Origin of the sequence: uncultured Arenimonas sp., assembly GCF_963976025.1 — a bacterium.
GTDB lineage: Bacteria > Pseudomonadota > Gammaproteobacteria > Xanthomonadales > Xanthomonadaceae > Arenimonas.
In genome coordinates this window covers 1-13,233 of record NZ_CAXBJS010000075.1, presented here as the reverse complement: position 1 = coordinate 13,233, position 13,233 = coordinate 1, and the positions used below count along the sequence as shown (strand labels likewise).

Genomic DNA, 13,233 nt, shown 5'->3' with positions numbered 1-13,233 from the left:
GGCGGGCAATCAGCCCAGGGCCACGCCGCGGATCATGAAGAAGATGCCCGCCGCCATCAGCGCCGAAGCCGGCACGGTGATGATCCAGGCCGCGACGACCTTGAGCATGATCGAACGCTTTACCAGCGCCTGCTTGTGGTAGCGGCGCAGGCTCTTGCGTTCCTGCTTGGAAATCGGGGTCAGGCCGGCTTTGACCTCGCGCTTGAGCTTCTTGATCATCTCCGACTTCTCGGCGCGCGAAGCGGCCTCGAACTTGGAGAAGAAGGCCTCCACCTCGTGCCGCTCGGTTTCGTGCGCGGCGTGGTGGGCTTCGATCTCGGCGATGATGCGCTGGTAGTTGGCCTTGAGGTATTCGCGCAGGAAACCCACGCCGAACACCGCGCCGATGGTGACGTGGGTGGTGGAGATCGGCAGGCCCAGCTGCGAAGCCACGATCACCGTCAGCGTGGCCGCCATGGCGATGCAGTAGGCGCGCATCGGGTCGATATCGGTGATTTCGTTGCCGACCGTCTTGATCAGGCGCGGCCCGTACAGGGCCAGGCCCACCGACAGACCGATGGCGCCCAGCAGCATCACCCACAGCGGCACCGCCACCTTGCCGTGCACGCCTTCGCTGATCAGTGCGTCGTGGATGGCCGCCAGCGGGCCGATGGCATTGGCCACGTCGTTGGAACCGTGGGCGAAGCTGAGCAGGGCCGCCGCGGCCATCAGCGGCAGCGTGAACAGGCGGTTGACCGAGTCGCGGTGGTTTTGCATCGAAGCCGCGCGCCTGGAGATGGCCGCCTTCACCCAGACATAGGCCACCGCGCCGGCGACGGCGCCGATGGCCAGGGCCGGCAGGATGTCCAGCTTCACCAGGGCGCCCAGGCCCTTCACGCACAGGTAGGTCACGAAGGACCAGGCCATCAGCGCCAGCAGTACGGGCACGGTCTGCCCGGACGCCGCCACCAGGTCGGTGCGGTAGGTGATGCGGCGCTTGATCAGGTACAGCAGGCCGGCGGCGATCAGGCCGCCCAGCACTGGCGAAACCACCCAGCTGGCGACGATGCTGCCCATCGTGCCCCAGTTCGCCACGCCCCAGCCGGCCGCGGCGATGCCGCCGCCGAGCACGCCGCCGACGATGGAATGCGTGGTGGACACCGGCGCGCCGATGGCGGTGGCCAGGTTCAGCCACAGGGCCGCCGCCAGCAGGGCCGACATCATCAGCCAGACGAAGGCGCCGGCGTCGGCGATGTTGGCCGGGTCGATGATGCCGCCCTTGATGGTGCCGACCACTTCACCGCCGGCGATGATCGCGCCGGCCGCCTCGAACACGGCCGCGATGGCGATCGCCGTCGAAAGTTTCATCGCCTTCGCGCCGACCGCCGGGCCGACGTTGTTGGCCACGTCGTTGGCGCCGATGTTCATCGCCATGTAGGCGCCGAACGCGGCCGCCACCACCAGGGTCAGGCTGATATGGCCGAACTGCCACCAGACGTAGCCGGTGCTGAGCACCACGAACAGGATGGCCAGGGCCAGCCGGACGGTGCTGATGCGCGAGGAGGCGGGGGCGGTGTCGGGGTTCATGCGGGCGGCAAGTGTAAAAAAAGGTTCACACAGGATGCCAGATTCCCGCCCCCGACTCCTCAAAAACCGCGGTCAGCCACCGCAATCTGTCCTCAGGTCCAGCGCCTTGGCCACATCCCGCCAGTCGAAGGCGGCCACGCCCATGTCGTCGTGCACGGCGTAGAAGACGCCGGCAGGGAAGCGGGCGGTGGCGGCCTGGTGCAGCCAGACACCGTCGGTATTGGCGGTCTTTTCGCCCGCGAAGGCGCCCCGCCAGGCCAGGTCCTGGCGGTCGAAGACGTGGAACAGGCTGCGGTCCTTGAACTGGTCGGTGGCGACCCAGTAGCCGCTGCCGTCCTCGCAGGCCCACAGGGCGATGCCCTCGGCCTGGGCGCTGAAGCGGTCCAGGCCGTGGGTGCGGCCCAGGAAGCCGTCCACCAGGCTGTACTCGCGCAGGGCGGTGCCGGTGGCCGCGTCTTCCTCGGCAACCAGCAGGCGGTCGTTGGCCACGTCGCCCCACAGCGATTCGGGGATACGGATGGCGCCGGCCTCGCTGGTGTCGCCCACGCTGCCAGCGTGCTGCGCGGTCACGGCGCGGGCATTGGTGGTGACGATGAAACGCTGGATGCGCCGGTCGAGTTCGGCCACGGGCGGCACGATGTCTTCGCCCTGTTCGTCTTCGCCGGCCATGTAGGCGTCGGTCACCAGCACTTCCAGGGTGTCGTCCGGCAGCGGCCGCAGCCACAGGCCGTAGGGTTTTTCCAGCACGGCCTCGCCGAAGCTGCCCAGGGCCTCGAAGCCGGGCAGGGCCAGCACCTGCACGCGCTGATTGTCGCGTTCGACCACGAACAGGTAGTCGCCGTGCACGAAAATGCCGTTCGGGCGCTTGAACTGGCCCAGTTCGCTGCCTACGGTGCCGACGCCGCGCAGGCGTTCGCCGGTTTCGCCGTCGTAGACCACCAGGCCCTGGTCGCCTTCCTTGGCGGTGGCGATCAGCCAGGTCTTGCCGTCACCGGCCACCCAGCTGGCCAGCGAATCCACGTTGTCCTCGGGCACGTCGGCGCTGCTGAAGGCCTCGGCCACCACCTGGTGCGGCGTGCCGGCATCGGCCAGCAGCGCGTCCTTTTCCAGTTCATCGGGCTCGCGTTCGTAGATCGACCCGGTTTCGGCAGCGGCGTCCGAAGCGACCGGGGCCTGCGACGACGGCGCGCCGGGCTGGCAGGCCGCCAGGGCCAGGCTGGCGGCAAGGACGGAAAAGGCGAGGCGAGGCGAGGTCATGGCGGGTTCCCGGAACGCGAAAAACCCGGAGTCTGTGGCCGATAGATGACGTGCCTGTTACCACCGCTTGATGCAGGAGCGCCTGAAGGCGCTCCTGCAGGTTGGCTATTTCTTGAGGGGCAGGAAACCGTCGGGGCCGATCATGCGGAACGGCACCGACACCAGCCGCATGCCGCCGTTGACCTGCACGGCGAAGTGCAGGTGCGGGCCACTGGAAAAACCCGTGCTGCCGGCGTAACCCAGCACCTGGCCCAGGTGGATGCGGTCGCCGGTGCGCACGCTGACGCCGCCTTCCTGCAGGTGCGCATACAGCGCCATCGAACCGTCTTCGTGCAGCACCCGCACGAAGTTGGCCTGGCCGGCCAGGGACCGGTCGGCGCCGCCTTCGGCATAGCCCGACATCGTCGCCACCACGGTGCCGTCGCGGGCGGCCAGCACCGGCGTGCCTTCATCCACGATCAGGTCGATGGCGTAGCGGTTGGCCTCGTCGCCGTGGCTGTAGCCGCCGTGGAAACCCTGGCCCAGCTCGAAGTCCGATTCTTCCACCGGCAGCGAATACACCACGTCGCGCGCCTGGACGTGCGGCTGACCGGGCACCGCCAGCAGCCGCAGTTCGTGCCGGGCGCCTTCGGCCACCGGCCACAGGCGCGCCATCGTGGCCTGTTCGCCCGGCGCAAGCACCCGCCGGTTGGGCAGGCCCGGTTCGCTGTCCATGCCCTGCCAGTGGTCGGCCAGCAGCTCGACTTCCAGCGGACCGGCGCTGCGGTTGGCGGCCACGGCCACCTGTTCGCCGCCCTGGCGATGCACCGACAGCTGCGCAAGGTCGGTGGCGCCGACGGGCAGCGAAACCACCAGCAGCAGGGCCAGCAGGCGCTTCATCGTTTGTCCGCCTCGGCCAGCCCGAAATACTCGTCGATGGGCCTGGGTGCGTCGAAGGCATAACCCTGGCCGAAGTCGACGCCCAGCGCCTGCAGCGCCCGCCGCTGGGCTTCGGTTTCGGTGTGTTCGGCAATGGACTTCTTGTCCAGCACGTGGGCGATTTCATTGATCGAGCGCACCACCGCCTCGGCCATCGGCGAATGGTGCATGTCGCGCACGAAGCTGCCGTCGATCTTGAAATAGTCCACGTCCAGCGCACGCAGGTAGTTGAACGAACAAAAGCCCGTGCCGAAATCATCAAGCGCGAACCGGCAGCCCAGTTCGCGCAGCTGGTTGATGAAACGCTGCGCCCGCGCCAGGTCGCGCACGGCGCTGGTTTCGGTCAGTTCGAAGCAAAGGTTACTGGCAGGGAAACTGCTGCGCCGCAGGCGTTCGGCCACGAAGCCGATGAAACCTTCGTCGATCACCGCTTCGCCCGACAGGTTGATGCAGCACGATTCCACCGTGGCGGACTGTTCGGGGTGGCTTTCCAGCCAGGCCAGGGTCTGCGTGATCACTTCGCGATCAATGCGCGTGCCCAGCCGGAAGCGTTCCGCCGCGGGCATGAACTGCGCCGGCTCCAGGCGTTCGCCGGTGCGCGGGTCGTGCAGGCGCAGCAGCACCTCGAAGTGCCGGCCCGAATGGGCCCCGGGCTGCAGCGGCACGATGGACTGGCAGTAGAGGGCCAGGGTGTTTCTCTCCAGCGCCTCGCGGATGCGCACCACCCAGCGCATGGCCGCGGTGCGGTCGAGCAGTTCGCCGGCGTCCAGGCTGGCCAGGCAAACGCGGTTGCCGCCCTGTTCCTTGGCGGTGAAACAGGCGGCGTCGGCCTGGGACAACAATTGCGCATAGTCGGCCTGGCCCGGCAGGAAGGTGACGATGCCGGCGCTGGCGGTGGTGCCCAGCATCTGGCCGTTCCAGCCGCAGCGATAACCTTCGATGGCGCGCAGCAGGGTGCGCATGCGGTCTTCGGCGACCATCGGCGTGCAGTTGCGCAGCAGCAGCGCGAATTCGTCGCCGCCGGTGCGCGCCACCCGGTCTTCGGGGCGCATGTGCGCTGACACCACGCCGGCAACGCCGCGGATCAGCTGGTCGCCGGCGGCGTGGCTGGCGGTGTCGTTGATCAGCTTGAGGTGGTCGAGGTCGAGGTAGGCCAGGGCCATCGGCACGGTCGAGGTTTCCGCCAGCACCGGCCGCATGCCTTCCTCGAAGGCGTTGCGGTTTTCCAGGCCGGTCAGCGGGTCGACGTTGGCGCGGTGCTTCAGGACGCCGGCCGCCACCCGCTGCTGGTGCATGGCGAAGGCCAGCATCAGCGGCAGCGCCGCCACTTCGACCAGGAACACCAGCAGGTACAGGCTGTCGAGCGGGTCGGTGGCGCGCGGATACCCGGCTGTGCCAAAACCCGCCAGGCCGGCGATGAGCAGCATGGTCAGGGCACTGGCGATGGCGGTGAAACGCGGCGGCAGGCGCACGGCGCTCCAGACCATCACGCCCAGCGGCAGCGCCACCAGGCCCAGCGCGTAGTTGCCGCCGTAGCTGCCGCCCCAGGCCATCAGCAGGTAGCTGGCCATCAGGGCGATGTTCCAGCCTAGGCGTTCGGGTTCCGAGGCGTACTCGCTGTCGGGGAAACGCCGGCGCTGGCCGTTGCGCCCCGGCAGCAGCAGCATCACCGCCGGCGCGATGCTGGTGGCGCCCAGCAGGTCGCCCAGCAGCCAGCGCCCGGCCGAAGCCGGCAATTGTTCGGTGAGGATCATGCCGGCGTGGAACATGCCGGTGGTGCCTATCAGCGCACTGACCGTCGCCATCACCAGCGAGCCACCCAGCGCGTGCAGGCCGAAGCGCACCGTCAGCAGGTCGTCCATCGGCTGCCGGCGCATCAGCCAGGCGCCGGCCAGCACGCCCAGGAAATTCGAGGCCATGGACCAGACGATGAAGCTGCGCGGCACCGGTTCGAACAACAGGTGCACCAGCAGCGTGCCCAGCGGCACGAACCAGGCCACCCGCAGGCCGTAGCGCAGTACGCCGGCCAGGCCGACGCCGGCCGCGGGCCAGAACAGCGCAACTTCGTCGGGTCCGCCGCGCAGAAGGCTGGAATAGGCGCCGCCGGCGACATAAAGCGCCAACAGGACCAGCACGACGACAATCCGGCGAAGCGAGGCGGGCATGTCCGGAAGCATAGGCCGGCTGCCCGTCAGGAACTAGTCACGCGCCCGGCCGGGCGGCGGCTTGAGCTTGTCCGAGACCAGCAGGTCCAGCCGGCCGGCCTCGAGCAGGGCTTCGGGGTCGCCGCGCAGGGCTTCCTGCAGTTGCCCCAGGTCGGTGTCTTCACGGGCGCGGAAGGCGGCCCAGCCATTGCGTCCGTGCGCTTTCACGTAATACAGGGCCCGGTCGGCCATTTCGATCATCTGCTCCCAGCCCAGGCCGCCGCGGGCGTCGCGGAACAGCGGGCATTCGATGAAACCCACCGAACAGGTGATGCGCAGCGGCTCGTCGGTGCCGATGTCGAAGCGGTGTTCGGACACGCTGGCGCAGATGCGGTCGCCCAGCATCGGCAGGTGCCGGTTGGGCATCGGCCGGAACACGATGAGGAATTCCTCGCCGCCCCAGCGCGCGATGTAGTCGCCGGTGCGCACCATCCGGCCCAGCACCTGCGCCACTTGCTGCAGCACCCGGTCGCCGGCCTGGTGGCCGTGGGTGTCGTTGATGTCCTTGAAGTGGTCGAGGTCGATCAGCGCGAACACCATCACTTCGTCGGCCGATCCGCGGCGCACGGTTTCGCGGTCGTAGTAGGCGATGTCGGCGGGGATCTGGTTGGCCAGGTAGCGGCGGTTGCGCAGGCCGGTCAGCGGGTCGGTCTGGCTGGCTTCCTCCAGCCGGTGGTTGGCCACTTCCAGGGCCTCGGTGCGCTGGCTGACCAGCAGTTCCAGGGCTTCGCGCTGGCGCCGGTGCTTGCCCAGCTGGCGCCGGTAGCCGGCGTAGACGATGCTCGCGACCAGGCCGCCGAGCAGCCAGTAGAACAGCGGCGTTTCGTGGAACCTGGGCTGGATGCGGAAGCCGATCTGGGCCGGCGCCGGGCTCCAGGTGTCGGCGTTGTTCGAACCCTGGGCTTCAAACACGTAGGCGCCCGGCGGCAGGTTGGTGTAGTTGACGTTGCGCCGGGTCGGGTCGTCGAGCGTGCGCCAGTCGGGGTCGTAGCCGACCAGGCGGTAGCGCAGCTCGACGCTCTTGGGGTCCTGCAGGCTCAGCACGGTGAACTCGAAGGCCAGGTCGCGCTGGGTCGGTGCCAGCTGCCAGTCGGCGGCGGCATCGGCCGGGCGCCACTGGCCACCCACCTGTATGCGTTCGATCACCGTGCGCGGCGCCGTGGAATTCTTGACGATGCCGCGGGTGGCCATGGCCACTACGCCGTCGCGGGTGGGCAGCCACAGTTCGCCGCGCTCGATGAACCCCTTGGCGTTGCCGGCGCCGTTGCAGCAATAACCCTTCTGGCCACCGCGGCGGTCGCCGCGTTCGTTGAGCAGCATCTCGCCGCGCACGTCTTCGCGGCGGCCGGCGGCGACATCGCTCATGTCCTCCAGCAGCACCCGGTGCACGCCGCGGATGCCGGCCACCCACAGGTAACCGTCCTCGCCGTGGGTGATGAAGAACGGCGAGTTCACCGGCATGCCCAGGCTGGCGTCGAAGGCCTGCCAGCGGCCGTCCTGCAGCAGGAAGATTTCTTCCGACAGCGCGCCGATGACCAGGCGGCCGTCGGGCAGTTCGTGGATGGCGGTGACGTCCAGGTCGCTGCGCAGCCCGGTGTCCAGGCCCAGCGGCAGGAGCCGGTCGCCCTGCATTTCGTACAGGCCCGACTGGGTGCCGACCAGCAGCCGGCCGTCGCGGGTTTCGTGCAGCACGCGCGTGCGCGGGTCGCGCAGGCCCTGGGCGGCGCCGAAACCCACCAGGTCGTCGCGGGTCAGCCGGAACAGGCCGGCGGTGCTGGCGAACCACAGTGCGCCGCGCTGGTCGCGCAGGATGCCGTTGACCTGGGCGCTGCGCATCGGCGCCAGTTCGGCCGGCAGCTCCAGCTGCCCGCCGCTGCGCAGCACCGCGACGCCGCGGCGGGTGCCTATCCACAGCGCGTCGCGCTCGGGCAGCAGGGTATAGGCGTTGGGGTGGGGCAGGTCGGCGCCGGCGATGACTTCCCGGAAGGCGCCGTCCTGCATCACGCTGAGGCCGCTGTTGGTGCCGACCCACAGCTGGCCCTCCAGGCCTCGCGCCACCGACCACACGATGCGGTCCTCAAGACCCTCGAAGTGGCTGTAGCGCCGGGTCCAGCCGTTCCAGACCCGGGTGATGCCCTCCCACTGCGAGCCCAGCCAGAGGTTGCCTTCGCGGTCCTCGAACATCGCGCGCACGGCCGAACCCATGGGGTCGCCGCTGATGACTTCGGTGACCCGGCCGGCGCGCAGGCGCGCCAGGTCGTCGACCATGCCGATCCAGAGGTTGCCGTCGCGGTCTTCGTACATCGATTCGATCGGCGTGTTGGCCAGGCGTTCGTCGCCTTCGTAACGAAGCCACTGGTCGCCTTCGCGGAAGAACAGGCCGTTGCTGGTGGCCGCCCAGAGCCGCCCGTGGGCGTCGAGCAGCTGGGTCACCACGGTGTCGTCGTCGCCCTGGGGCAGCGGCAGCAGGCCGATGGCGCCCTCGGAGATGCGGTAAACGCGGCCGCGGCTGCCGACCCACAGGTCTTCGCCTCGCGCCAGCAGGGCCGTGGCCGGGCGCGGCAGCGGGTGCAGCAGGGCCAGTTCGTCACCGGTGGCGCGGTAGACACCGTCGGGCGTGGCGACCATCAGCTCGCCCGAGGGCATGGCTTCGATGTCGGTGGTGTCGAGCGCGCGCCTGGGATCGTCGCCGGCCAGCGGCACGGTGCGGAACTGGCCGTCCTCGTAGACGCTCAGGCCGCGGTAGGTGGCGATCCAGAGCCGGTTGCCCGGATCAACGTGAAGGTCGTGGATCCAGATGCCGCGCAGGCCCGGCGTGGTTTCCGGGTTGAAGGCCTGGAAACGGATGCCGTCGAAGCGTGCCAGGCCGGCCTGGGTGCCCACCCACAGGTAACCGGTGCGGTCCTGGGTGATGGCCAGCGCGCTGATCTGCGGCAGGCCTTCTTCAATGCTCCAGCTGTTGCGGACGTAGTGGTGGAAGGACTTGTCGGGGTCCAGTGCCATGGCGCTGCCCGCCAGCAGCCATAGCGCCAGCAGGACGGTCAGCTTCGGGACGCGGCGCATCGAGGGCACGGCGGAGTCCGGGGCGGGCATGGACTGACTATTACGCCGCGAGCCCGGACAGGGCAAGCCTTGACCGCGATTTTCGTGACGCCCCGTCCACTTGTAGGAGCGCCTTCAGGCGCGAATCCCTGCTTTGCCGCAGGCAAAGTCAAAAGATTCGCGCCTGAAGGCGCTCCTACACGGAGCCGTCAGCACTCGATGACGTTGACCGCCAGGCCGCCGCGCGAGGTTTCCTTGTATTTGTCCTGCATGTCGCGGCCGGTGTCGCGCATGGTCTTGATGACCTTGTCGAGCGACACCTTGTGCTTGCCGTCGCCGCGCAGGGCCATGCGCGAGGCATTGATGGCCTTCACGGCGCCCATGGCGTTGCGTTCGATGCAGGGAATCTGGACCAGGCCGCCGATCGGGTCGCAGGTCAGGCCCAGGTTGTGTTCCATGCCGATCTCGGCGGCGTTCTCCACCTGGCCCGGGCTGCCGCCCAGGGCCGCGACCAGGCCGCCGGCGGCCATCGAGCAGGCCACGCCCACTTCGCCCTGGCAGCCGACTTCGGCGCCGGAAATCGAGGCGTTTTCCTTGTACAGGATGCCGATGGCGGCGGCGGTGAGCAGGAAATCGAAGATGCCCTTTTCGCTGGAGCCGGGGCAGAAGCGGTCGTAGTAGTGCAGCACCGCCGGGATGATGCCTGCCGCGCCGTTGGTGGGCGCGGTGACGACCCGGCCGCCGGCGGCGTTTTCTTCGTTCACGGCCAGGGCGTAGAGGTTCACCCAGTCGAGCACGGTCAGCGGGTCGCGCATGCCGGCTTCGGGCTTGGACGAAAGTTCGGCGTGAAGGCTGGGCGCGCGCCGGGCCACGTGCAGGCCGCCGGGCAGGGTGCCCTTCTCTCGGATGCCGCGCGCCGTGCAGTCCTGCATGGCCTGCCACAGCTCGCGCAGGCCCTGCAGCACCTCGGCCTCGGGGCGCCAGGCGGTTTCATTGGCCAGCATCAGCGCGGCGATGCCCAGGCCACTTTCTTCGCAGCGGCGCAGCAGTTCGTCGCCGGAGTGGAAGGGGTAGGGCAGTTCGGTGGTGTCGGCGACGATGCGGTCTTCGGCGGCCTCTTCGGGATTGACCACGAAACCGCCGCCGACCGAGTAGTAGTCGCGGGTGGCCAGTTCGGCGCCGTCGGCGTCGTAGGCGGTGAAACGCATGCCGTTGGTGTGGAAGGGCAGCTTCTGGCGCTTGTTGAGCACCAGGTCCTGCTTCTCGTCGAAGCGGATTTCGTGTTTGCCTAGCAGGTTGATCTTCTTTTGCTTGCGGATGCGCTCGAGCGCGGGCGGGATCACGTCGGGGTCGATCTGGTGGGGCCAGTGGCCTTCCAGGCCCATCAGCACGGCCTTGTCGGTGCCGTGGCCACGCCCGGTCAGCGCCAGCGAGCCGAACACTTCGGCGCGCACGCGGGCGGTGCGTTCAAGCACGCCCTTTTCTTCCAGCCAGTGGCTGGTGAAGCGCGCGGCGGCGCGCATGGGCCCGACCGTATGCGAGGACGAGGGGCCGATGCCGATCTTGAAGAGGTCGAAAACGCTGACTGCCATGTCGGGCCGGGTTCCGGAACCTGTGTTGTGCGGGGGGAATCCGTATTCTATGCGCCTTGCCGCCCCGGCGACTGTACGGCCCCGCATTGATGCCCCCGTCCCTTACCCTCATCCAGCGCGACGACTGCCACCTGTGCGACCAGGCCTGGGACGTGATGGCCGCCGCCGGCGTGCCCGATTTCGACCCGCTGTGGATAGACGACGACCTGGGGCTGCAGGCGCGCTACGGCGAACGCATCCCGGTGCTGCGCCGCGAGGACACCGGCGCCGAGCTCGACTGGCCCTTCGACGTGGCCCGGCTGCAGGCTTTCCTGGCCTAGGCCCTGGGCTGCAGCTCCAGGCGGGTGATGACCTCGACCTCGTTGGGCAGCAGGTCGGGGTCGGCCCAGTCGCCCTCGCCGATGCCGAAGTCCAGGCGTTTGAGCGTGGCCCGGCCTTCAAGCACCGCCGGCGTGCCCGCCGTCCAGGTGAAGTCCAGCGGCACCGGCCGGCTTTTGCCGTTGAGCGTGAGCGTGCCTTCGGCGCGGTAGCGGTTGCCGCCCAGCGCGCTGAAACGGCTGGCCTGGTAACGCGCCTCGGGCTGGGCGCCGGTATTGAAGAAGTCCGGGCCCACCAGCATCTCGTCGCGCTCCTGGTTGGCCGTGCTGGCGCTGGCCAGCACGATGTGCACGTCGAAGCGGCTGCCGGCCAGGTCGGCCGGGTCGAAGCGGATTTCCGGGGTGAAGCGGGCGAACCGGCCTTCGAAGCTGTCGCCCATGTACACGGCCTTGAAACCCAGCGTCGAGTCCTTGCCGGCGCTGTAGTCGGCGGCGTGGGCGGCGGTGCCGGCCAGCGCGGCCAGCAGCAGGAGCAAGAATTTCATCGGGGATCCTTGGTGTCGGTTGCATCCGGCGGCGGCAGGCCGGGCAACATGCGCGACAGGGTGGCGTCGCGGTCGAAGTAGTGGTGCTTGAGCGCCGCCGCCGCGTGCACGGTGACGATGATGGCCAGGGCGATGAACAGCCATTCGTGCATGGCCAGCGCGAAGGCCTTCACGTCGGGGTCGTAGCCGCTGAGCTTGGGCAGGCCGAACAGGCCGAACCACTTGAGCGGAAATCCCGAGGCCGAGTTGTACAGCCAGCCGCTGAGCGGCATCGCCAGCAGGATGACGTAGAGCGCGCCGTGCGAGGCCTGAGCCGCGAACTGCTGCCAGCGCGGCACGCCCGCGGCGGCTGCCGGCGTGCCGGCGACCAGGCGCCAGAGCAGGCGCAGCACGGTCAGGGCCAGCACGGTCAGGCCGAAGCTCTTGTGCAGGGCGTACACCTCGATCTTGGTCGGCGAGTTGGCCATTTCCTGCATCAGCAGGCCGACGACGATGAGCGAAAGCACCATCAGCACGGTCAGCCAGTGGATGGAAATGCTTACCCAGCCCCAGCGCTCAGTCGTGTTGCGGATCGGCATCGTCGTTCTCCTTTTCGGGGGACGGGGTGAAGCGCACGGCTTCGGCCTGGATTTCCAGCTGCACCTGCTGGCCAACCACGTTGGGCCATTCGGCCATGGCGAAATCGCGGCGGTCGAGCACCGCGGTGGCGCTGAAGCCGGCGGTGCGCTTGAAGGTAAGCGGGTTGCGGGCCAGCTTGTTCAGGCGCACGTCCAGGCTTACGTCATGGCTTACGCCCTTGAGCGTGAGCTCGCCGAAAACCCGGGCCTGGTCCTTGCCGGTGGCTTCGACCCGGGTGGAGCGGAAGCGCGCGACGGGCTGCTGCTGCGCGTGCAGCCAGGTGGACGAGAGCAGCTTGTCGCGCCAGGCGATGTCGCCGATCTCGAGCCTGGCCAGTTCGATGTCCACCGCCAGGCGGGCGCTGGTCCAGTCGTCGGGGTCGAAGTACAGCTCGCCCTGCACGTCGGGGAAGATGCCCAGGGCCTGCGAGAAACCCGCGTGTTCGACCCGGAACAGCACGCGCGTGTGCACCGGGTCCAGTCGCCAGGCTTCGACGGCGGCGACAGCGGGTGCGGCGCCGCTTAGCAGAAGTAGACAGAACAGCGTTTTCCGAACTCGATTCATCCGTTTTCGGACCTCTGTGCATCGGGCAGGTGTTTAGTCTAGGCCGCATCCACTCCCGGAGGGGCGATGCGGCCGACTTCACCATTGCAACATTGCGTGGCTCGCGTGGTCGTGCTGCTGGCGGGCATGGGCCTTCCCGGCCTTGCTGCGGCGGGCTTTTCCGGCCTCGCGCCGCCGCCGCCGGCGATCGAAACCGCCCAGCTGCCGGAAGGTCCGCGGCTGGCGCTGCCGGCCACGGGCGCGCTGGTCCGCCTGCGCGCCGACGATCGCGAGCTGCGCCTCGGCGTGCGCCTGGGCGCGAACGGGGATCCGGGGACGCCGCGCTATCGTTTCCTGCTCGAGGGCCACGATCCTGGCTGGGTCGAGGTGGGTGCCGACGGCATCCATGCTTTTCCGCGGCTGTTCCCGGGAAGCTACGTACTGCACGTCAGCGGCGCGGCGGCGCGCGGCCCGTGGTCCGAACCCAGCAGCCTTACCCTGCTGGTCGATCCGCCCTGGTGGGCGACACGCGGCGCGCTGGCGGGCTTCGGCGTGGCCCTGATGGCGGCGCTGTCGGTCCTGGCCCTGGTGCATCGCGGCCGCGTGCGGCGCCGCGAAGCCTGGAAGCTGG

11 protein-coding genes are annotated in these 13,233 nt (G+C 69.0%); 2 read left to right on the top strand and 9 right to left on the bottom strand.

Annotated elements, in window-relative coordinates; all coding sequences use genetic code 11:
• Positions 1 to 9: 9 nt before the first annotated feature.
• The 6 genes from AACZ35_RS07600 to AACZ35_RS07575 form a co-directional block, all read right to left on the bottom strand.
• Positions 10 to 1,566 (bottom strand): inorganic phosphate transporter, encoded by a 1,557-nt coding sequence (locus AACZ35_RS07600; RefSeq protein ID WP_339827842.1) that lies wholly within the window; start codon positions 1,564 to 1,566, stop codon positions 10 to 12.
• Between the two features lie 72 nt (positions 1,567 to 1,638).
• Positions 1,639 to 2,823 (bottom strand): phytase, encoded by a 1,185-nt coding sequence (locus tag AACZ35_RS07595; protein WP_339827840.1) that lies wholly within the window; start codon positions 2,821 to 2,823, stop codon positions 1,639 to 1,641.
• Between the two features lie 105 nt (positions 2,824 to 2,928).
• Positions 2,929 to 3,702 carry a M23 family metallopeptidase gene (locus AACZ35_RS07590; RefSeq protein ID WP_339827838.1) on the bottom strand — a complete coding sequence of 258 codons (774 nt, stop codon included), beginning with the start codon at positions 3,700 to 3,702 and terminating at the stop codon, positions 2,929 to 2,931.
• Positions 3,699 to 5,906 (bottom strand): EAL domain-containing protein, encoded by a 2,208-nt coding sequence (locus tag AACZ35_RS07585; RefSeq protein WP_339827836.1) that lies wholly within the window; start codon positions 5,904 to 5,906, stop codon positions 3,699 to 3,701. The genes AACZ35_RS07590 and AACZ35_RS07585 overlap by 4 nt, the downstream gene beginning before the upstream one ends.
• A gap of 33 nt (positions 5,907 to 5,939) precedes the next feature.
• On the bottom strand, positions 5,940 to 9,038 hold the full coding sequence (locus tag AACZ35_RS07580) for a diguanylate cyclase (RefSeq protein WP_339827834.1): 3,099 nt from the start codon (positions 9,036 to 9,038) through the stop codon (positions 5,940 to 5,942).
• Positions 9,039 to 9,196: 158 nt separating this feature from the next.
• Positions 9,197 to 10,579, bottom strand: a complete 1,383-nt coding sequence (locus tag AACZ35_RS07575) for an L-serine ammonia-lyase (protein ID WP_339827832.1) — start codon at positions 10,577 to 10,579, stop codon at positions 9,197 to 9,199.
• Between the two features lie 89 nt (positions 10,580 to 10,668).
• Between AACZ35_RS07575 and AACZ35_RS07570 the strand changes: the two genes are divergently transcribed.
• Positions 10,669 to 10,899: a glutaredoxin family protein gene (locus AACZ35_RS07570; RefSeq protein WP_339827829.1), complete on the top strand. Its 231-nt coding sequence runs from the start codon at positions 10,669 to 10,671 to the stop codon at positions 10,897 to 10,899.
• Here AACZ35_RS07570 and AACZ35_RS07565 read toward each other — a convergent pair.
• Genes AACZ35_RS07565 through AACZ35_RS07555 form a run of 3 tightly spaced genes read right to left on the bottom strand, consistent with a single transcriptional unit; the run spans position 10,896 to position 12,623 of the window.
• Positions 10,896 to 11,441, bottom strand: coding sequence for a YceI family protein (locus AACZ35_RS07565; protein WP_339827826.1), 546 nt, complete (start codon positions 11,439 to 11,441; stop codon positions 10,896 to 10,898). The two genes, AACZ35_RS07570 and AACZ35_RS07565, sit on opposite strands and share 4 nt — an antisense overlap.
• Complete coding sequence (locus tag AACZ35_RS07560) at positions 11,438 to 12,019, bottom strand: cytochrome b (protein WP_339827823.1); 582 nt, start codon at positions 12,017 to 12,019, stop codon at positions 11,438 to 11,440. Before AACZ35_RS07560 ends, AACZ35_RS07565 begins: the two co-directional genes overlap by 4 nt.
• On the bottom strand, positions 11,997 to 12,623 hold the full coding sequence (locus AACZ35_RS07555) for a YceI family protein (protein ID WP_339827821.1): 627 nt from the start codon (positions 12,621 to 12,623) through the stop codon (positions 11,997 to 11,999). Before AACZ35_RS07555 ends, AACZ35_RS07560 begins: the two co-directional genes overlap by 23 nt.
• 96 nt (positions 12,624 to 12,719) lie before the next feature.
• On the opposite strand from AACZ35_RS07555, the gene AACZ35_RS07550 reads away from it, so the two are divergent.
• On the top strand, positions 12,720 to 13,233 hold a 514-nt coding region (locus AACZ35_RS07550), incomplete at its 3' end, for a triple tyrosine motif-containing protein (RefSeq protein ID WP_339827819.1).